This is a genomic window from Hyphomicrobium sp., from assembly GCF_047600905.1.
Taxonomy (GTDB): domain Bacteria; phylum Pseudomonadota; class Alphaproteobacteria; order Rhizobiales; family Hyphomicrobiaceae; genus Hyphomicrobium_B.
In genome coordinates, this window is sequence record NZ_JASGKD010000001.1 from 1,034,075 (window position 1) to 1,053,903 (window position 19,829).

19 protein-coding genes, 1 tRNA gene and 1 pseudogene are annotated in these 19,829 nt (G+C 59.2%); 13 read left to right on the forward strand and 8 right to left on the reverse strand.

The features are described 5' to 3' along the window. Nucleotides 1–36 precede the first annotated feature (36 nt). The 6 genes and pseudogenes from QM780_RS05130 (at nt 37) to QM780_RS05155 (ending at nt 5,618) form a co-directional block, all read left to right on the forward strand. Complete coding sequence (locus QM780_RS05130) at nt 37–585, forward strand: hypothetical protein (RefSeq protein WP_415069412.1); 549 nt, start codon at nt 37–39, stop codon at nt 583–585. Between the two features lie 417 nt (nt 586–1,002). Beyond that, nucleotides 1,003–1,413, forward strand: a pseudogene (locus QM780_RS05135) (DNA methyltransferase); the annotation flags it as partial. A gap of 540 nt (nt 1,414–1,953) precedes the next feature. Continuing rightward, nucleotides 1,954–3,249, forward strand: coding sequence for a hypothetical protein (locus QM780_RS05140; RefSeq protein WP_415072081.1), 1,296 nt, complete (start codon nt 1,954–1,956; stop codon nt 3,247–3,249). A 2-nt stretch (nt 3,250–3,251) separates the two neighbouring features. After that, a complete protein-coding gene (locus tag QM780_RS05145) occupies nt 3,252–4,055 on the forward strand; it encodes a hypothetical protein (protein WP_415069413.1) in 804 nt (267 codons plus the stop codon). A gap of 220 nt (nt 4,056–4,275) precedes the next feature. Next, entirely contained in the window at nt 4,276–5,223 is a 948-nt protein-coding gene (locus QM780_RS05150; protein WP_415069414.1) for a tyrosine-type recombinase/integrase, read from the forward strand. An 11-nt stretch (nt 5,224–5,234) separates the two neighbouring features. Beyond that, nucleotides 5,235–5,618, forward strand: a complete 384-nt coding sequence (locus QM780_RS05155; RefSeq protein WP_415069415.1) for a hypothetical protein — start codon at nt 5,235–5,237, stop codon at nt 5,616–5,618. Here the strand turns inward: QM780_RS05155 and QM780_RS05160 are convergent. From QM780_RS05160 to QM780_RS05175, 4 genes are all read right to left on the reverse strand, one after another. Next, complete coding sequence (locus QM780_RS05160) at nt 5,615–6,571, reverse strand: DUF2971 domain-containing protein (RefSeq protein ID WP_415069416.1); 957 nt, start codon at nt 6,569–6,571, stop codon at nt 5,615–5,617. The two genes, QM780_RS05155 and QM780_RS05160, sit on opposite strands and share 4 nt — an antisense overlap. A 6-nt stretch (nt 6,572–6,577) precedes the next feature. After that, nucleotides 6,578–7,639: a DUF4268 domain-containing protein gene (locus tag QM780_RS05165; protein ID WP_415069417.1), complete on the reverse strand. Its 1,062-nt coding sequence runs from the start codon at nt 7,637–7,639 to the stop codon at nt 6,578–6,580. A 202-nt stretch (nt 7,640–7,841) separates the two neighbouring features. Further along, nucleotides 7,842–8,273: a hypothetical protein gene (locus QM780_RS05170; protein WP_415069418.1), complete on the reverse strand. Its 432-nt coding sequence runs from the start codon at nt 8,271–8,273 to the stop codon at nt 7,842–7,844. Nucleotides 8,274–8,308: 35 nt separating this feature from the next. Continuing rightward, nucleotides 8,309–8,398, reverse strand: a tRNA-Ser gene (locus tag QM780_RS05175). A 216-nt stretch (nt 8,399–8,614) separates the two neighbouring features. Here QM780_RS05175 and QM780_RS05180 point away from each other — a divergent pair. The 7 genes from QM780_RS05180 (at nt 8,615) to QM780_RS05210 (ending at nt 16,163) form a co-directional block, all read left to right on the forward strand. Further along, the gene (locus QM780_RS05180; RefSeq protein WP_415069419.1) at nt 8,615–9,817 is read left to right on the forward strand and encodes a septal ring lytic transglycosylase RlpA family protein; all 1,203 of its coding nucleotides are present in this window, start codon (nt 8,615–8,617) and stop codon (nt 9,815–9,817) included. Nucleotides 9,818–9,937: 120 nt separating this feature from the next. Further along, entirely contained in the window at nt 9,938–11,116 is a 1,179-nt protein-coding gene (locus tag QM780_RS05185; protein WP_415069420.1) for a D-alanyl-D-alanine carboxypeptidase family protein, read from the forward strand. Nucleotides 11,117–11,146: 30 nt separating this feature from the next. Next, a complete protein-coding gene (tmk, locus tag QM780_RS05190; protein ID WP_415069421.1) occupies nt 11,147–11,776 on the forward strand; it encodes a dTMP kinase in 630 nt (209 codons plus the stop codon). Then, the gene (locus QM780_RS05195) at nt 11,776–12,909 is read left to right on the forward strand and encodes a DNA polymerase III subunit delta' (protein WP_415069422.1); all 1,134 of its coding nucleotides are present in this window, start codon (nt 11,776–11,778) and stop codon (nt 12,907–12,909) included. The genes tmk and QM780_RS05195 overlap by 1 nt, the downstream gene beginning before the upstream one ends. Nucleotides 12,910–12,955: 46 nt before the next feature. Next, nucleotides 12,956–14,497, forward strand: coding sequence for a methionine--tRNA ligase (gene metG, locus QM780_RS05200; protein WP_415069423.1), 1,542 nt, complete (start codon nt 12,956–12,958; stop codon nt 14,495–14,497). A 53-nt stretch (nt 14,498–14,550) separates the two neighbouring features. After that, nucleotides 14,551–15,369: a TatD family hydrolase gene (locus tag QM780_RS05205; RefSeq protein ID WP_415069424.1), complete on the forward strand. Its 819-nt coding sequence runs from the start codon at nt 14,551–14,553 to the stop codon at nt 15,367–15,369. After that, nucleotides 15,366–16,163 (forward strand): MBL fold metallo-hydrolase, encoded by a 798-nt coding sequence (locus QM780_RS05210; protein ID WP_415069425.1) that lies wholly within the window; start codon nt 15,366–15,368, stop codon nt 16,161–16,163. The genes QM780_RS05205 and QM780_RS05210 overlap by 4 nt, the downstream gene beginning before the upstream one ends. Nucleotides 16,164–16,188: 25 nt before the next feature. On the opposite strand, the gene QM780_RS05215 is transcribed toward QM780_RS05210, so the two are convergent. From QM780_RS05215 to QM780_RS05230, 4 genes are all read right to left on the reverse strand, one after another. Next, complete coding sequence (locus tag QM780_RS05215) at nt 16,189–16,581, reverse strand: DUF930 domain-containing protein (RefSeq protein ID WP_415069426.1); 393 nt, start codon at nt 16,579–16,581, stop codon at nt 16,189–16,191. Between the two features lie 210 nt (nt 16,582–16,791). Beyond that, on the reverse strand, nt 16,792–17,523 hold the full coding sequence (locus QM780_RS05220; RefSeq protein WP_415069427.1) for an SDR family NAD(P)-dependent oxidoreductase: 732 nt from the start codon (nt 17,521–17,523) through the stop codon (nt 16,792–16,794). A gap of 36 nt (nt 17,524–17,559) precedes the next feature. Beyond that, nucleotides 17,560–19,047 (reverse strand): amidophosphoribosyltransferase, encoded by a 1,488-nt coding sequence (gene purF, locus QM780_RS05225; RefSeq protein WP_415069428.1) that lies wholly within the window; start codon nt 19,045–19,047, stop codon nt 17,560–17,562. Between the two features lie 90 nt (nt 19,048–19,137). After that, nucleotides 19,138–19,776: a CvpA family protein gene (locus QM780_RS05230; RefSeq protein ID WP_415069429.1), complete on the reverse strand. Its 639-nt coding sequence runs from the start codon at nt 19,774–19,776 to the stop codon at nt 19,138–19,140. Nucleotides 19,777–19,829 lie beyond the last annotated feature (53 nt).

The window sequence follows — 19,829 nt, forward strand, 5'->3', positions numbered from 1 at the left end:
ACAGGCTACAAGTATCGGCCAATCAAGGGGGTGCCAATGACAACGGAGCAGCAGAAAACAGATTGGCTGAAGGAGCACTTACCCTATGAGTTGAAGATGGTGCGCTATTCGCGTCGGCGCTTGGGTGACCGACTAAATTACCTCCAATGGAACGCACACCTCCAGTCGTTCGCGACGTCAGCCCGGAATGTCTCGCATTTTTTGACCAACGACGACAAAGGCAATCTCAAGGCTAGTGACTATATTCAGGAGTTTCGTTCGACGAAAGGCAACGTTGCTTCCAAGTTTGCCCAATGCGAGCCACAGATATTTCACCTGGGGAAGAGCAGGCCGCAGAGCACAGGAAAGATCACTTTTGATGATGTCTCCGTGATGGCCGAGTGGATAGAGGAAGAGATGCGGAAATTCCTCTATGACTTAAAACAGATCGACCAGACCAAAGGAACGAACTACTCAAGTCTGTGGGACGAGGCGAAATCGCGTCCCGAGCCTGACGCAGACCTTGTTGTCGTACTTGGTGGTCCGCTTTCTACTTCCACTGCCGATCCAGTGACGAGCAAGTGGAAACCCGGCGGTCAGCTCTAGTTTTGCTTGAGTTTCAACATTCGCCGGGCTCCACGAGAACGGCGCTGCCACATGCATCACTGCGGTGACATACCGTTTCTCTAATTGTGGATGAATTCCTTGCTGAAACAAAAGCGGCGGGCTACGCGGGCTATTTGATGGCTGGGGCTGGAGGCTGAAATTCACTGCACCCAGCTGAAGTTTTATGTAAAGCTTGAGTCGTTCCCGCTCGCACGGATTTGAGACCCACTGAATGTTCCAGCCAACAACGCTCAAGCGTTTCACCGCCGCGCCCGATGCGCAGGAATATGTTTCCTCGTACGCGCTGGCGCACGCCCCGCGGCTGGCGCTTTCGCTTTGCTTTTTGGCCCAATCCAGAGGCCGCTCAATCACGTTGACTCCGGCGAAAAGGGCCAAGCGGTGAGCGGCAGGAAAGCGATGAGCACGACGTCTCCCGGCTGTGCGCGTCTGGCACGCGAGGACACGCCGGAACTGCCGTTCGAAGAGCCCGTCTGCGACGGTACCATACTGGCTTCGCCTTCCGGTCTGCGCGCGCTGGAAGATGACGGTTTCCCGTTCGAGGCGTTGAGCGACGTGGCCGAGACGGAAAGCTGGCGCAAGGAAATCAACCGCCCCACCACGCACATTCATAAATGGTGGGCGCAGCGCCTAGGGAGCGTCTTTCGTGCTGTAACCATCGGCGCGTTCGCTCCGTCTGGCGCCGATATTTTCGATCTGTTCTACAAGCCCGTGCGCATTCCTGGCGCTACCGTTTTTGATCCATTCATGGGGAGCGGCACGACGCTGGCCGAGGCGCTGAAGCTGGGTGCAAAAGCGATCGGCCGCGATATCAACCCGGTGGCGCACTTCCTTGTGAAATGCGCGCTATCCGTCCACAACCGCAATGCAATCCTCGACACGTTTCGTGCCATTGAGCGCGATGTGGCAGACAAGCTACGAGGATATTGTCGCTCGACGTTGCCGGACAGAACGCAAGCCGACGTTCTTTATTATTTTTGGGTCAAAACGGTGGCCTGCCCGTCCTGCGCGACCACCGTAGATCTGTTTTCTTCCCAGATTTTCGCCCGCCACGCTTATCCAAAAAAGTTTCCGCAATCGCATTCCGTCTGCCCGCATTGCGGCGGCGTCAACGAGGTCCATGTCGATTGCCGCGAAACACGTTGTTCGACTTGCACGAAGATTTTCGATCCCGGCGCGGGTCCGGCGAAAGGACAAAGCGCGACCTGCCCGAATTGCGCACATACCTTTCCGATTGCCAAGACAATCCGCGTTTCCGGCAAACCGCCCGCGCACCGGATGTATGCGAAGCTTGTTCTCATGCCGGACGGGAGGAAAGTCTATCATCCGGCGACTGACGAAGACCGCGCGTTGTACGCCAAGGCCGAGCGCGCGCTGGCCAAGCGGAAAAATGCGTTCCCGATTGTGGCCATCGAACCGGGCGACAACACCAATCAGGCGCTGGGCTACAATTACCGCCATTGGCACGAGATGTTCAACGCTCGCCAGCTTCTTTGCCTTTCAATCCTTGCAGACCGTATCCGCGAAATTCCTGATGCCGTCCTGCGCGAATTGTTCACCTGCCTTTTCTCTGGAGCGCTGGAGTTCAACAACATGTTCGCCTCTTACAAGGGCGAGGGAACGGGCGCGGTCCGCCACATGTTCGCGCATCATATTCTCAAACCGGAGCGCGTCCCGCTTGAAGCCAATCTTTGGGGCACAGCGAAAAGCTCCGGTTCGTTTTCCACCATGTTCGAGGGCCGCATCCGGCGGGCCCTCGATTACGCCGACGATCCGTTTGAGTTGCGGCTATCGTCCGGCAAAGGAAGCAAGGCAGAGAAGATCTATGGCTTGAGCGAGAGGATTGGCGCGCCTGTCGCGGAAAGCCACCGGGCCTACGCGCAAGGCGCGCGCGTCTATCTATCGTGCGGCGATTCCGGGGGAACCGACCTGCCGGATTGTTCGGTTGATGCGGTCGTGACTGATCCGCCGTTTTTCGACAATGTGCATTATTCGCAACTCGCCGATTTCTTTCATGTCTGGCAGCGGTATATTCTCGGAGAGGGCGGCACCCGCGCCTCCGACACCACTCGATCCGACCGCGAAGTGCAGAACGCAGACGGGGATGAGTTTACCGACCGTCTGGCATCCGTCTGGGAAGAAACGCACCGCGTGCTGAAAGACGAGGGGGTGCTGGCCTTTACCTATCACCATTCCCGTCCGGAAGGTTGGCGCTGCGTATTGCGGGCGCTAGTGCAGGCGGGTTTCGGCATCACGGCAGCCCACCCCATAAAGGCGGAAATGTCCGTGGCCATGCCTAAGCAGCAGGCCAAGGAGCCAATTGATCTGGATATCATCCTTGTTTGCCGCAAACGCGCGCAGCTCAAGACACACCGCTGGAATGGCGATCTGTGGGGAACCGTTGCGCCTCCCGCGCAGGTTCAGGTCAGCCGTTTGCGGGATGCAGGCCGCAAGCTAAGCCGCAATGACGTGCGGATTATCGTTATGGCGCAGCTTCTGCGGCAGCTGTCGCGCTCTCCGACATTAGAGTCCGCGCTTCATTTTCTCGACGGCGCCAGCCGCGATACGGAAGCCTTGATCGACCGAATTCATAACAAACGCAGCGAGAAAACCCATAAGCCCGAAAAACGGAAGGGAGCGGTGTAAGCATGTCGAATGCCTCAGCCGTCTTTAAAGCGTGCGCTAAGGCGATCCAGCGCGGCGAACTGATCGAGCGCGAGGGCCGCACCGACAAGGAATTTCATTTCCAGAACTGGTTCAAACGGCGGCTTGAGGCACTAAACATCAACTTCGATTCACCGGGCCGCAATTCGTACCCCGATTTTCGGCTAGTCCGCTTCACGGAAGGCTTCGAACTCAAGGGTCTCGCCTATCCCGGGCGCGAAGCGGATTACGATTGCAACAGCCAAGTGCCGTGCGGTGAGCATAACGGGCGTCAGGTCTACTATGTGTTCGGGCGCTATCCCGCAAACCCGGATGGCAACAGCTATCCTGTCCTTGATCTGGTTCTGTGCCACGGCAACTTCCTCAACGCCGACAACACCTATGTTCACAAGAACAAGAGCTTCCGCGGCTTCGGCAGCTATGGCGACATTCTCGTACGCGACCGCAAGATGTATGTCGCGCCCACGCCGTTTGCTTTGGTGGAAGGCACAGCGCACCGTCGCACATTGATCGTGCCCGAACGCTACGCAGTCGATGCCGATCTGGTGGAAGTCGGCACGCTCACCCGCCGCGAAGTCGATCAGATTGTTGTTGCCTACAGCTTTGATCTTCGCACGAATGAATTGGCCACCACGCAGGTTGCGAACCCAAATGCGGGGCGTGAGCATGTGTTCAAAGCCTACCGCGTATCAAACGATTCGGCCGACGCCGTGACAATGCGCGAACGGCAGCGCGTGTTGGCAGAACTCGGGGCGGCAGGGGCAGCGCTAGAGGATGATGAGGATTAGTCCGAAAACGCATGCGTTCTCCCGGAACGCTCAGAACGCTTTGAGAGACGAGAGTTAGAATAGCGTCCAATTTTGTAACGCTGGACATAGGTGAGCCTGGATGGGGCATCACGGCTAGCCCCGAAATTCTTGCCCCAAACATGCTAATAATATCTCTTATCAGCATACATGGCAAGTGCTATTATTGGCTCAATTTCGACCTGCAACTCAGGTGGTTTCCATGACTGGCACTGATCTTCAGATCATCAAGCCGAAGCGCTCCGACATTGCCGGTGGCGACGTCGAGCGGCTGCCGACACTGCATACGTCCGCCAAAAAGGACAAGGAGCTGGTCGCCGTCTGGCTCAAATCTCACGCCGATGGCTCGCGACATACGCTGCGCGCCTACGAGCGGATCGGCCAGCGCTTCATCGCTGCGATCGACACGGCCGGCACCGATCTCCGCCATGCAACCATCGACGACGTACAATCGGCACTCGAAGCCATCCGGGTCAAGGAAGACGGTTCACCGGCGAGCGCAGCGACGATCAATACTCAGGTTGCCGCCATCAAGGCGCTGCTCGGGTTTGCGCATCAGGTCGGCTACACCCGGTTCAACGTCGGGCCGCTGATCAAGATCAGGAAAGCGCCGAGGAAGCTCGCCCAGCGGATTATGCCGGAGGTGGACATTCACCTCCTGATCCGCGCCACCGGCGACTCTCGCCATCCTGAGCGCGACCGGGTACTGTTCGAGACCGCCTACTATGGCGGCCTGCGGGTTTCCGAGTTGGCAAGCCTGACATGGGAAGAGATCATTCCGCGCGAGAACGGCGAAGTGCAGCTCGCCGTCATCGGCAAGGGCGACAAGCCGCGCCACGTCCTGCTGCCCGCTGAGATCGCCACCCGGTTGTTGGCTTTGCGGGAAGGCGCCCGGGCCAAGGCGAGCGTGTTCGGCATCAAGGAGCGGGAGATCAATTACCTGATCAAGAGGACGGCTGCCCGCGCTGGGGTCAATGAGGCTGCATCCGCACACTGGTTCCGGCATGCGCATGCAAGTCACGCCATCGACAACGGCGCGCCGATCACGCTCGTGTCGCAGACACTCGGCCACGCCGATCTCAAGACGACGAGTGTCTACGCGCACGCCCGGCCAAACGAGAGTTCGAGCCGGTTCCTCAAGAAGCGATAAGGGAGGGATCGATGACGCCGCAGCAGCTCATCAGGAAGATCAAGGCGCTGCCTGAACGAGCGCCGCATACGGAAGCGTTGGAGCGGTGGCTTCGTCGCGGGCCGGTCTGGTACAGCAGCCAAAAGGAACATTGGCTCGGCTGGTTGAGCCACTACGGCGGTCCGGGTGCATACGGCCGAAAGGTTTTCGATCATGATGCAGCTTTTGCCTACAATCACTGCGGCTGTCCGCCGATGGCGCTCTGGCTTGGAGAGGCGTCAGGTGTTGACCAGGAAATTGTCAGGCGCGCGGGCAGGGCTGCTGTCAAAATGAATGGAACTTTTTCGGCCAAGTGCGGGATTATCCGACATCATGTACCGTGGCACGAAATTGAGGCTCGGCTGCTTGGCCACTAACGCACAGCATGTTGCGGAAGTATAGTTGCGGCATTCACGCCAGCGCTTCTCAATAGATCTGAAACCGTAGCGAAAGTCTCCTCGCCCGAAGAGCCCGGACCAACAATGACCTCTGCAATTAGTTCATTCAAGTCTGCTTGTGACAGATCTAGCTCAACGAAGCGGACTACTTTCAAGCCAGCGCTTCTGAAGCTGACGGGCTTTTGCGGCTGATGAGTGTTCTGACGATGCACAAACACACACCGCCATTCTGCTTCGCTCCTAAAATCTGGATTTTTTAGAAGTCCCGCAATTTCGGCGACAGAGCGCTCTAAATTGCCACTGCGTTGGGCTTGGATTATCAGGTCCACAAATTCCGCCGGATCATTTGAGGCTTGTTCCCTGACTGCTTTCTCGTTGATCGTTGATTTAACGAGACCATTCTTCATCCCATCGAGCTGGGCGCCAAGCCATTCATTAAAGTTTGGAGCGCCAAGGTAACGAACGGGCCCGCAGACGAAGTTCTGCTCGACCGCTAGGCGTTCGAGAGATGCAAGTCGGAAGCCAATGCTGACCCCCTGAGAGGGTGCATAGGCTCGCCATTGGGTAAGATCATTTCCATGGAAACTGAAAGATGCTGTGAACATCGACATGTGGAGTGGAGCGTGCCGAAGCAGTGCAAGATGATCAAGCGCATTATCCATATCATCGATTGAAATGCCAACCTCCTCGCCCCGTGCGGCGATCAGCGCTTCAACCACTTCAAATCCCGTGCAAAGTTCAGTGGTGTCATTAAGCTGCCGGTAGTCCGTGCAGTACATTGTGCGGCTGGATAGAATTGCCCCGAGCGCCGCTGCGTTGGTGTAGTGATAGACGTTTTCATTGAAAGGGCGTTCGAACGATTTGGACCACAGCTGAAGTTTTGCCTCACCTTCGCTTTTCGTTAGGCGACCGAAGGGATTGTGAATTTTCATGATGCCTCACAGCGGAACGCTAGCTTCTTTCTCCAAAAACTCTTTTGCTGGAAGCGCGTCTATGCGCGGTTTAAAGACCCGATAGAAGCGAATTACCTGATCGGCTAGCCATGCATGTTGACGGGGCCAGTCGCTTTCGTCGCGAGCGTCGCCATCGATCCACTGGATCTGTGCCCGATAGTTTTTATCCGGATCATGCTCCGCCCACATCAGCTCTTCGCCGAGTTCGGTTTCGATCGCGATCTTATCCGCAAGCAACCGCTCATAGACTATTCGAACAACGCCCGGGACGCCCTGCAAGCTTAGATAGGCGCCTATGACTTTTGATTGTACGACGCGATACACGTAGATGTAGGCGCCTTTCGATGCGTCGAGAGTGAAGGTATAAAATCCGAGCCTAGGCGGCTCCGGCCGAAGTTTTATGTGGCCGTCTTTGCTCCGCAAAACTTGTGCAAACGCTTCCCAATAACTCATTCGCTCTGCGTCGCCTGACGAGGATTGATGAGCGTCTAAACTGCGAACTTCTTCTGTCCAGTTACTCGGTTTTGCCACGACGTTGAATTTGGCGGCCGGCTGGGAATTGCCGATGCGCCATGCTTCGACGCGACAGGCAAAGACAGAGATTTTGCCCTCAAGGTGGTTGTTCAACCAGTTGACAGCATCAACATGCTCGTCGCGAAACTCCGCCGCAACCCACACGACATGGCGGACGGAGTTACCTTCTTTTGCGAGTCCGACGACGTAAGTAAGAATTTGCCCAAGGTGTTTATGGTCCGAAGCTTCGATCTGGTTCTCGACGAGAACAAATTGATCCTGACCTGATATTTCTTGAAGATTGGCAATGCGGCAGAGAAGGTCAGCGGAATAGCGACCTACAGGTACTTCCATTCCGTGCACGATGAGGGGAGGAAGCCCCAGAACGCTACCCAATGCGTTCAGATTTTCCTGCTTTGCAAGCCATGGCGTGAAAACGCGATCTTCCTTTTTCCAGACTGAGCGCAATTCGATTTGTGACAGAGTTCCAAGAAGAGGGAGCCCTTCGCTGTCGATCGGAATGCTCTCTGCCATTTGTCGCCCCCAGAACCGTTGGTCAGAGGCGCTGTCTAAATCGGCGAAGATTGAGTCACAACAGAAGCACAGCTTTATCCGCCCTCTTTTTTGTTTTGCGGCGATCGTTCTTGATGTCTGTCGTCAAACTTATTTCTTACCGGCAGTCAATCTTTGAGAAACAACTCGTTGTAGCGCCCCGGCTTTATCGAGGCTGAAATCTTCAATCCAACTGAAAATCATAGTCAGTTTCAGAATAATTTTGACGAAGGTATCGGTAGATTATTTCAAGCGGGCCGACGCTAAGAAATTCTAGCTGACCGCTTTCAAAGTGGCCTTTAAAGAGTCCGTATCCGTGTTCGGGATGAAAGCGAAACTGAAATGCATTTCCTAACTGACTAACGCGGCGTTCGATGTCACAATTCATCGCGTCCACAAGATCATACTTCGGTTCCCAAAATCCCCTAAGCGCGACATCATCTCGATCCTTGCAAACGGTCTTTTCCTCAACGAGTTCATCGAGAGCGCGTAGCATTTCATCTTTGCAGGATTGTTCTTCACAAACACCAATCGAAACAATCGGATGGAAAATGTGGCCATCATACCGGGGCGATAGCTGTTCCAACTGTGTGAAATCAGAAGGCTCTAATCTCATGGGCCGACGTCAATCGACGTCCATCGGAGCCGTAGTGGCGGAGGGGGTGGGATTCGAACCCACGGTGGACTTGCGCCCACGCCGGTTTTCAAGACCGGTGCCTTAAACCACTCGGCCACCCCTCCAGAAACCGCGTTGCCGAAGCACCTTATCGGCAGCGGCGGTCGGATTTTTCCGGATCGCCCCTCCTAGCGGGTTCTGCCGCCGGCCTCAAGCCCGCCGCTTAACCTGATCCTAAGCGCCTTTTGTCATCATTCAGGCAAGCTTCGGCCACCCTTGCCATGTGTAATGGGCATGGGTGCGCTTGGGCGGGCGTAGCGTATCGAGTTGGGTTTGCGTAGATGGGAAGGGGCCTTTACGGAAGGCTGACCCGCCGCTTTTTGCTGGCGGCGAGCGTCACGGCGCTTTTGAGCGGGTGCTCGAGCGATCCGTCTCCGCAATCCTTAACCGGCGTTTCACGATCGACGTTTTCCGAGAGCGACTACGGCGTCAGCAGCAGTCCGCGGGTCGGCTCCGGCGCGGTTGCGAAGGGCGGCGGCAGCTTCAAGCTTGGTACGCCCTACAAGGTGGCCGGAAAATGGTACGTCCCGCGCGATAATCCCAATTATGACGAATATGGCATAGCCTCTTGGTATGGCGCTGATTTTCATGGTCGAAGAACTGCCAACGGCGAAGTCTTCGACGCCAACGCGCTGACCGCGGCGCATCCGACGCTGCCGCTGCCGTGCTTCGCCTATGTGACCAACGTCGACAACGGCAAGACCGTGCTCGTGCGCGTCAATGATCGCGGGCCCTACGTCAACGACCGCCTGATCGACATGTCGTATGCGGCGGCCAAGCAACTCGGGTTTGTCTCGAAGGGACGCGCGCGCGTGCGGGTCCGATACGCCGGTCTCGCTCCGCTCAATGGCGATGACAGCAGGGAACGGCAGTTCCTGGCGTCGCAGCAATGGGGGCAGCAACGCATCGGCGAGCCGTCGCCGCCGCCGGCCCCTGTCTACGCTTCGGCGGATGTGCGAAATGAGGAATTGCCGGCCGAAGCATCCGATCAATGGGATCCTAATGCCTATCGCGCCGCGCTCGCAGGCAAGGCTGTACCGCCACCGCCAGCCGCCGCGCGACGTTCGCGTGCCTTTGTGCAGACCGCGAGCAACCGCGAGCGCGATATCGGGCAGGGCCGCATGTCGCTGACGGCGGCTCCGCAGCCGTTGGAAAACCCGCTGCCGTTCGCGCCGGCGCAAGCCACGGCTGACGAGGGGGATGCCTATCAGCCTGAAATGGCGGTGGCTGAGACTGCTTCACAGCCGATGTATTCCGGTCGAGCGTACGTACAAGTTGGGATATTCCGGGATCGTTCCAATGCCGAGCGTCTGCGGCGTGAGCTTGGATCTCTTGGTCCCGTTGAAGTGGCGCCGATGCAAGCCGGAAATGGTACGCAGGTCTATCGGGTGCGCGTCGGTCCCTTTTCGCAGAACGATGCTTCGCGTGCGCAGAGCCAAATCGCAACATATGGTGTCGCGAATACGGCAGTCGTCAGCGATTGAGGGGCTTCGGCCCGATTGCCAGCCGCCCGGCGTTGACCATGTCATCAAGCGGGCCGATACTTCTGCTTTCATCAGTCGCGTTGTCTAACGAGGCAGCATTCAACGGACGCGATTCGAGCAATGTGGAAATATTGGCGCTTCGGCCTGATTCTCATCCTGATCGTCGGGCTCTTCGCAACGGTTGCGCGCAATGCGGTCGCCGCCGAGTCCGTCTTTGCGACCAAAGCCCCCCACGCCATTCTGATGGATGCCGCGACCGGCGCGGTGCTCTATCAGCAGAACGCCGACGAGCTGGTGCAGCCGGCAAGCATGAGCAAGCTGATGACGCTGGCCGTGCTGTTCCGCGCCATCAAGGAAGGGCGAATTCACAAGACCGACGAATTCACGATGAGCGTCAACGCCTGGCGCAACGGTGGCGCACCGTCGGGAACGTCGGCGATGATGGTGCCGGTCAACACCAAAGCGACCGTCGATGAACTGATCCAGGGCGTCGCGGTTCAGTCCGGCAACGATGCCGCGATGTGCATCGCCGAAGGCATGGCAGGGACCGAGAGCGCCTTCGCGCGGATGATGAACGAAGAAGCGCGCCGGATCGGTCTGACGAAATCGACGTTCGCGAACGCGACGGGACTCGGCAATCCGAACCATCTGATGACGGTGCGCGAGCTTGCGCTTCTCGCCCGTTACATCATCAACGAATATCCGGAATTCTATCCGGTCTTCGGTCAGAAGGAATTCCTGTATCGCAAGCACCGGTTCATCAATCGCAACCCGCTTCTGTTTTTGAACATAGGCGCGGACGGATTGAAGACCGGGCATATCGCGGCGGCGGGGTACGGGCTTGTCGGCTCGGCGGTGCAGGACGGCAAACGGCTCATCGTGGTCGTCAGCGGCCTGCAGAAAGCCGATCAACGCAAGGACGAGGCGGCCAAGCTTCTCAACTGGGGTTTTCAGTCGTTCAACGCGGTCAAGCTTTTCGATGACGGCGAAGTCGTCGGGCGGGCGCGGGTCTGGGGCGGAAAGATCTGGTATGTGCCGCTCGCGGCCAAGGGCGACGTGATGTTTACGATGCCCAAATACCCGGCAAATCAGCGGATATCGGCTGAGATCGTCTACAAGGCTCCACTGAAGCCGCCGGTCAAAAAGGGCGATAAGGTTGCAACGCTGCGGATTACAAGCTCGAGCAGCGCTTCGACAGAAGTGCCGCTTTACGCGACGGAAGATGTCGCGAACGGCGGAATCGTGCGGCAGGGCGTCGACTCGCTCGTGTTAATGGCCTTGCGCAGGCTGGCGCTCTAGATTACCCCCGCCTGAGAGAGGCGAGGCCCCATGAAGCGCGGAAAATTCATCACCTTCGAAGGCGGCGAGGCGACCGGGAAATCGACCCAGACGAAGCGTCTGGCCGAGCGGCTCGAACGTGCGGGCATTCCTGTGATCGTCACGCGCGAACCGGGTGGCACGCCGGTCGGAGAGGACGTGCGCGATCTGATTTTAAAGGATCGTCCGACGGATCCGGTTACAGAGCTTTTGCTATTTGCGGCCGCGCGCGCAGAGCACGTTACCTCGGTCATTCGACCCGCGCTCGATGAAGGCACATGGGTGATCTCGGATCGCTTCATCGACTCGACGCGCGTCTATCAGGGCAAGCTCTACGGTCTCGAACCCGCCTTCATCGCTGAACTCGAGCGGTTCACGGTGGCGCCGGATTATCCGGATCTGACATTGATCCTCGATCTGCCGGCGAGCGCCGGGGTCGAGCGGGCGGAATTGCGCGGAACGTTGTCGCGCTATGATGCCGAACGGATCGAAACGCACGAAGCGTTGCGCGAAGGTTTTCTTGAAATCGCCGAGGCCGAGCCCAAACGTTGCGTGCTGATCGACGGCCATCTCCCGGTCGCGAGCGTCGAGACGGCGGTCTGGCAGGCCGTGACGGCGCACCTGCTTGCCGAGGCGGATTGATGGCGCGGGCGCCGGTCGCCGCCGAGATCGAGGCTCTTCCCGAAGCCGATCGCCTCGACGAGTATCCGCATCCGCGCGAGACGCGTGCGCTGTACGGTCAGGAGGCGGCGCAAGCGGTTTTCGCCGAAGCTCTGGCCAGCGGGCGGATGCATCACGCGTGGTTGCTCGCAGGACCCGCCGGCATTGGCAAGGCGACGCTTGCTTATCAGGTGGCGCGCGCTGCCCTGGCGCAGCCTGACGAGCGCGATCTATTCGGCCAAGGTCTAGCGATCGAGCCGCAGTCGCGAACGGACCGGCAGGTGCTGGCGCTGTCGCATCCCTCGCTGCTGGTCGTGAGGCGGACCTACGATCCGAAGACGAAGCGTTTCTCGCAGATCATTCCGGTCGACGAAGTTCGCAGGCTCAAAAACTTTCTGGCATTGAGCGCGGGCGAAGAGGGCCGGCGGGTCGTCATTGTCGATAGTGCGGACGATCTTAATCAAAATGCGGCGAATGCGTTGCTGAAGTCGCTCGAAGAGCCGCCGGGGCGCACGATCTTTCTATTGGTGACGTCGGCGCCCGGGCGATTGCTGGCGACGATCAGGTCGAGGTGTCGCGTCATCACGATGGAGCCGCTTTCGGCCAGCGATCTGAAGCGCGCCGCCGCGCAGGCTCTGACGGCGGTGGAGAAGCCGCTTCCTGACGATGTGGAGTGGGACAAGCTCCTGCCGCTTGCGGGCGGAAGCGTCGGGCGGGCGTTGACGCTGCTCGGTGGCGGCGGCCTCGCGCTTCAGGCACGGATCGATCAGATTCTAGGGGGATTGCCGAAGCTCGATCTCAGAGCCGTCCATGGGCTGGCGGACGAACTGCAATCGCCGCTCCAGGACGCGAAATTTCAGCTGTTCATGGATCTTTTGCAATCGAGCCTCGGGCGCCTGATTTCGGCGGCGGCTACGGGCGAGGGGGCGGCTCGTGACATAGAACTCGGGCGGCGGCTGACGGGCGCGGACGGTGGGGCCGGGCGCCTTGCCACTTTCGCCGAGCTATGGGAAACACTGGCCCGCGACAAGGCTGATACCGTTACGCTCAACCTTGACCGAAAATCGTTCATCCTCGGAAGTTTCGCGCGCCTCGAGGCAGCGAGCCGCGGCTGAGCAGCGCTGCAGCGCGTGCGTCAGAGAGATCAGAAAGACATCGAGAGTGGCGGACAAATATTACATCACGACGCCGATTTTCTATCCGAACGGAAAACCGCATATCGGTCATGCCTACACCGTGATCGCGAGCGACGTGCTGGCGCGTTTTGCACGGCTCGATGGAAAGGATGTGTTCTTCCTTTCGGGCACGGACGAGCACGGTCTCAAGATGCAGCAGACCGCCGAGAAGGAAGGTATCACGCCGAAGGCGCTGGCGGATCAGAACTCCGCGGTCTTTCGCGAAATGATTGCCATGCTCGGCGGCTCGAATGATGATTTCATCCGCACGACGGAGCCGCGTCACTACAAGTCATGTCAAGCCATCTGGGAACGGATGGCAGCCAACGGCGACATCTACCTCGACCGTTACGGCGGTTGGTATTCGGTGCGCCAAGAAGCCTATTTCGACGAGAAGGAAACGACCGTCGGGGAAGACGGCGTGCGCCGCGAACCGCTCGGCTCACCGGTCGAATGGAACGAGGAAGAAAGCTATTTCTTCCGGCTCTCGGCTTATCAGGACAAACTGCTCGAGCATTACGAGCGCAATCCTGAATTCATCGGGCCGGTCGAGCGGCGCAACGAAGTCGTGAGCTTTGTCAAATCCGGGCTGAAAGATCTTTCGGTTTCGCGCTCGACATTCAATTGGGGCGTGCCGGTTCCGGGCGACGACAAGCACGTGATGTACGTGTGGGTGGACGCCTTGACCAACTACATCACGGCAGCGGGTTTCCCGGACACCAACGCCGAGCGATGGAAATATTGGCCGGCCGACGTTCACATGATCGGCAAGGACATCGTGCGCTTTCATGCCGTCTACTGGCCGGCGTTTCTGATGTCGGCGAGCATCGAGTTGCCCAAGCGCGTGTTCGCGCATGGGTTCCTGTTCAACCGCGGCGAGAAGATGTCGAAGTCGGTCGGCAACGTCGTCGATCCGTTCGATCTGGTCAGCACGTACGGGCGCGATGCGGTGCGCTATTTCTTTCTGCGCGAGGTGGCATTCGGGCAGGACGGCAGCTATTCGTCCGAAGTCATCATCAATCGCATCAATGCCGATCTGGCCAACAACCTCGGCAACCTGGCGCAGCGGTCGCTGTCGATGATCTTCAAGAATTGCGATGGCGCCATTCCGCAGCCGGCAGTATTGAGTGAGGCGGATCAGACGATCCTGTCGGCGACCGATGGGCTCTATGTTGCGGCGCGCGGCGAAATGGATCGCCAGGGGATCACGAAATATCTCGATGCAGTGTGGGCGGTCATTGCCGATGCCAATCGCTATTTCGCGGCGGAAGAGCCTTGGGCGAAAAAGAAAACCGATCCGGCGCGGATGGGAACGATCCTATACGTCACGGCCGAATGCGTGCGGCAGTTCGCAATCCTGATCCAGCCGGTGATGCCGGAAAGCGCGGCGAAGCTTCTGGACCTGCTCGCTGTCCCGGAATCGGACCGCAGCTTCGCAAGCCTCGGGGCCAGCGGGCGTCTCAAACCCGGGACGAAAACCCCTGAACCGCAAGGCGTTTTCCCGCGTTACGTGGCTCCGGAGGAATAGGCGGACAACGCGCCGCAAGGCCCTCCAGCGCCGCAACAGAGTAAAATCAATTCATGCTTGTCGATCACCATTGCCATCTCGATTTTCCTGATTTCGCACCCGAACTCGACGACGTCGTTAAAAGGGCGCGGGCGGCGGGCGTCGGCACGCTCGTCACGATCTCGACGCGCATGCGGAAATTCGATCAGGTGAAAGCGATCGCGGAGCGTTTCGACGACGTTTACTGCTCGGTCGGCACGCATCCGCACAATGCGCACGAGGAACTCGACATTCCGCTGGAGCGAATTGTCGAACTCTCGCGCCATCCCAAGGTCGTCGCGATCGGCGAAGCGGGGCTCGATTATCACTATCAGCATTCGACGCCGGCGGCTCAGGCGGAAGGTTTTCGCCGGCATATCGCGGCGGCGCGCGAGACGGGATTGCCGCTCGAAATTCATACCCGCGACGCCGACGACGACACGATCGCCATTCTCGAAGACGAATATGCGAAGGGCGCGTTCCCGGCTGTGCTCCATTGCTTCACGGGCGGGCGAAAGCTGGCGATGCGGGCGCTCGATCTCGGGCTTTATGTGTCGTTCAGCGGGGTGATCACGTTCAAGAATTCCGAAGGCTTGCGAGACATCGCGCGTGACGTGCCACTCGACCGAATGCTGGTCGAAACGGACGCGCCGTTCCTTGCGCCCATTCCGTTTCGAGGGAAACGCAACGAGCCTGCGTTCGTCGTGCGCACCGCAGCCGCGCTGGCCGCCGCGAAGGGCGTCTCGGCCGATGAAATCGCCGCCGCGACGACTGAGAATTTCTTCAGGCTTTATAGCAAGGCAACGCCGCCGAAATCCGGATCATCAACTGCCAGCGGGTCGGCTGCTGCATGAGCTATAGATGTACGATATTGGGTTGCGGCTCATCGGGCGGCGTGCCGCGCATCGGCATGAACTGGGGCGCATGCGATCCGGAGAACCCGAAGAACCGGCGGCTCAGATGTTCGGCGCTGATCGAACGCACCGGTTCCGGCGGTCGCACCTCGGTTCTGATCGATACGTCGCCGGATTTTCGCGAGCAGATCCTATCGACGCGGCTGACAGCGCTCGACGGCGTGTTCTATACGCATGATCATGCCGATCATACGCATGGCATCGATGATCTGCGCATGGTCGCGTTCTCGATGAAGCGGCGGGTCGACGTGTATTTCAACAAGGCGACAGGCGAAAGCCTGAAGTCGCGGTTTGCCTATTGCTTCGAGACGCCGCCCGGATCGGCCTATATGCCGATGCTCAACGGGCATGAGATCGACGGGGTCGCTCCGGTCCCTATTGCTGGAGGCGGCGGCACGATCACAGCGCAGCCGATCCTGCAATGGCATGGCTCGATCCAGTCGCTCGGCTACCGGGTTTCAAATCTCGCGTATTCGCCCGACATCAACGACATACCGCTATCGTCTATCCCGCTGCTGGAAGGGCTCGATGTCTGGATCGTCGACGCGCTGCGGCATACGGGGCACGAGAGCCATTTCAGCGTCAAGCAGGCACTGATGTGGGCCGAGCGGCTGAAACCGAAGCGCACGATCCTCACGCATATGACGAGCGAACTCGATTACGCGGCACTGGCGCGCGAACTGCCCGCGGGCGTCGAGCCGGCTTACGACGGAATGATGATATCGTTCACGTGACGATCGTGACCGGATTGCCGCGCGATCATTTCCAGAGGCCGTAGTCTTCCCACTTGCCTTCTGGAATCTCGCCGCCGAGTTTGTAATCGAAGGTCTTGGCTTTCATCTGATCGGTGGTGACTGCACAGGTGAAATCGAGGAAGTACCAACGATTCTTGGCGCGCACCGCTCCGCCCTTGGCGGTAACGATATTATCCTTGAACACGGCGGGCTTTTGAATCGTGGTCGTGACGCGATCGACGCCTTTCAGATGACTGCCTTTGCGGACGGCATCGATGCCGCGCAAATTGCAGACCTGATGCGCGCGCTCTTCCGGTTCGAGTTCCTTGAGCACACGATCCATCGACGCATCGGCCAGCGCCGCTTGCGTGCTGCCCGCGAACGTAAGCAACAATACAAGACTTCTCTTCGAGAGCATTCCCCTGTCTTCCCCTTAGAATTCCGTCGCGTTCCTTCGAACCCGACACGGCCCCCCGACCGCCTGCGCAAAAACGCGCGCGGATGTGTCGGTATTGAGGCGGTGGCCGCGCCGCAAGGCTCTGCTGCATCGCGGTCATGGTTTTTGCGGGCGTTTGGGTGCCAGTTGTCGAAAATGTAATCGGCGACCGTTGGATCGGCGCCGGGCGGCTCAGGCGGCGGGTTCGCGCCATTCGCGGAAGTTTATGATCTCGCCGTTTCGCTGGCACTTCGGCGAGGCCAATTCGAGAAATAGCGGTACGAGATCTTCGGGTGAAGGAAGCGTCGCTGGATCTTCGCCCGGGAATGCCTTGGCGCGCATCTGCGTGGCGGTTGCGCCAGGGTTGATCAGGTTGGCGCGAACGGAGGTGTTGGTCAGTTCCGCGGCCCAGGATTGTACGAGAGCGTCCAGCCCGGCTTTGGAGGCCGAATAAGCGCCCCAATAGGCATACTTTCCGCTTGCGGCGCCGGACGTCACGAAGATGGCGCGGCCGGCGTCGGAGCGCTTCAGAAGCGGATCGAGCGTGCGGATCAGCCGCCAGTTGGCAATGAGATTGATGTCGATCGTCGCAAGGAAGCCTTCGTCGGTGGTGTGGCCGAGCGGCGAGAGCGGACCCAGAATGCCGGCGTTGGCGACGAGGATATCGAGGTGCTGCCAGCGCTGGTAGATCGTCGGACCGAGCTGATCGACACGGTCGCCTTTGCGAAGGTCGATCTGAAGGAGGGTCGCCGCATCGCCGGCGGAGCGGATTTCATCATCGACGGCTTCGAGGGCGCCGAGCGAGCGGGCGGCCAGGATGACATGGGCGCCGGCTCTGGCAAGACCTACCGCAACGGCGCGGCCGATGCCGCGCGAGGCACCGGTTACAAGCGCTATCCGGCCCGACAGTGGAGCGTCCGCCATGTTTCACTCGTCGATCGACGTGGCGACGCGTTGACGTCAGCCGACTTCGGCAAGAAGGGAGAGCTGTCTTGGAACGGCTTCGCCGCTGTAATCGGTCAGGTTGGTCGGATAGTCACCGGTGAAGCAATGGTCGGTGAACTGCGGCGCCCTGTTGTCACGGCCGTCAAGGCCGATCGCGCGATAGATGCCGTCGACCGACAGGAAGGCGAGGCTGTCGGCTTCCATGAACTCGCGCATTTCTTCAAGCGTCATGTTGGCTGCGAGCAGGTCTTTCTTGCTCGGGGTATCGATGCCGTAGAAATCCGGGTGCGTGATTGGCGGCGATGAAATGCGCATGTGCACTTCGGCGGCGCCGGCGTCACGGATGAGCTGGACGATTTTCTTCGACGTCGTGCCGCGAACGACGCTGTCGTCGATCAGCACGACGCGGTTACCGCGAATGACGCCGGAGTTCGCGGAGTGCTTCAGCTTGACGCCGAGCTGGCGGATGCGCTGCTCGGGCTCGATGAAGGTGCGGCCGACGTAGTGGTTGCGGATGATGCCGAGTTCAAACGGGATGCCGCTCTGCTGGCTGAAGCCGATTGCGGCGGGAACGCCGGAGTCCGGGATCGGGACGATGACGTCGGCGGCGGGTGCCGACTCGCGGGCAAGCTCGATGCCCATGCGCTTGCGGATATCATAGACGGTCTGGCCGCCGACGATTGAATCGGGCCGGGCAAAATAGATGTATTCGAAGATGCACGGACGCGCCGGGCGCATCGGGAAGGGGCGGTGGCTTTCGAGACCTTCATCGGTGATGACGACGACTTCGCCGTTATCAACCTCACGTAGGAATTCGGCGCCGACCATGTCGAGCGCGCAGGTTTCGGAGGCGAGAACGTAGGATTTGCCGAGACGGCCGATGACGAGGGGACGGATGCCGATCGGGTCGCGGACGCCGATCATCATGTCGTTGGTCAGGCAAACGAGAGCATAGGAGCCTTCGACCTGGCGGATGGCGTCAACCAGGCGCTCAACGATGCGGCGTTTTTTGGAGCGGGAGAGAAGGTGGAGGATGACTTCGGTGTCGGAGGTGGACTGGCAGATGGCGCCTGAGGAAATCAGTTCGCGCCGGAGCGTCAATGCGTTCGTGAGATTGCCGTTGTGGGCGACGGCGAAACCGCCGGTGTCGATATCTGCGAAGAGGGGCTGGACGTTGCGGATGAGCGGATCGCCGGTGGTCGAGTAGCGATCGTGGCCGATGGCCATTCGGCCTTTGAGGCGGGCGAGAACGTCGGGTTTTGAAAAGTTGTCGCCGACGAGGCCCATGCGCCGTTCAGAGTGGAAGTTGCGGCCGTCGTAGGAAACGATGCCGGAGGCTTCCTGGCCGCGATGCTGAAGGGCGTGAAGGCCGAGCGCGGTGATCGCCGCGGCATCAGGATGATCAAAGATCCCGAAGACGCCACACTCTTCGCGTAATCGATCATCTCCGTAGCGCGTGAACGTGAGGCCGTCGATTGTCGTCGCGCCGCCTTGCTGTGCCATAAGGCACCTCCCGCGATTGAGCCGCCCTGCTCTGCCCGATACGCCGGGTAACCAAATCCGAACGTGCCGTCGCTGATGACGCCGCCTGCGTCACGCGAGCGTCATATAGTACCGTTGACCGCTGATGACCAGCGCGACTGAACGACCCTTTCTTTGGTCAAGAAAGCCTTGTTGTCCAGGCTGTTCGTTAGGCGAAGAGGGGGGCGGGGAGGCCGAAGGCTGAGGGATGACATCGAGGAGGACGTTGCGGATCGCTTCCCCTGTCGATTTTACGTAAGGCCTGAAAAATGCATCCCGGACAAGGGGATGCTGCTTTTCCTTATCAGGAGAGATGAAGGCTTCGTAGGCCATGTACGGGATGACGAACAGAAGAAAGCCGCGCAACACCCCAAATATGAAACCTAAAACCCGGTCGATCATGCCGACCTGACTATCCAAAATCGCATCGGAGATGCGCGCCGTGATCAGGTGCACGATGATGAGCACGATAAGGGCGACGACGACGGCGACGCCCACGGTCGCAATTTGCGCCGGCAATCCGGTCTGGGCCGCGAGGTCGGCCGTCATGTCCTTTTTGGTGGCGAAGATCCAATAGCCGACGCCGGCGGCGGCGATCCATGACACGATCGAGAGAAGCTCGCGTGCAAATCCCCGGTACATCGCGAGAAGCCCGGAGATGAACGAGACGGCGATCAGCGCCAGGTCTAAATATGTGAACGGACCGACCATGGCCGAATTCCCTCTCTGATCGAGTGCGCCCCATACCGCAGACTCAGCCGTAG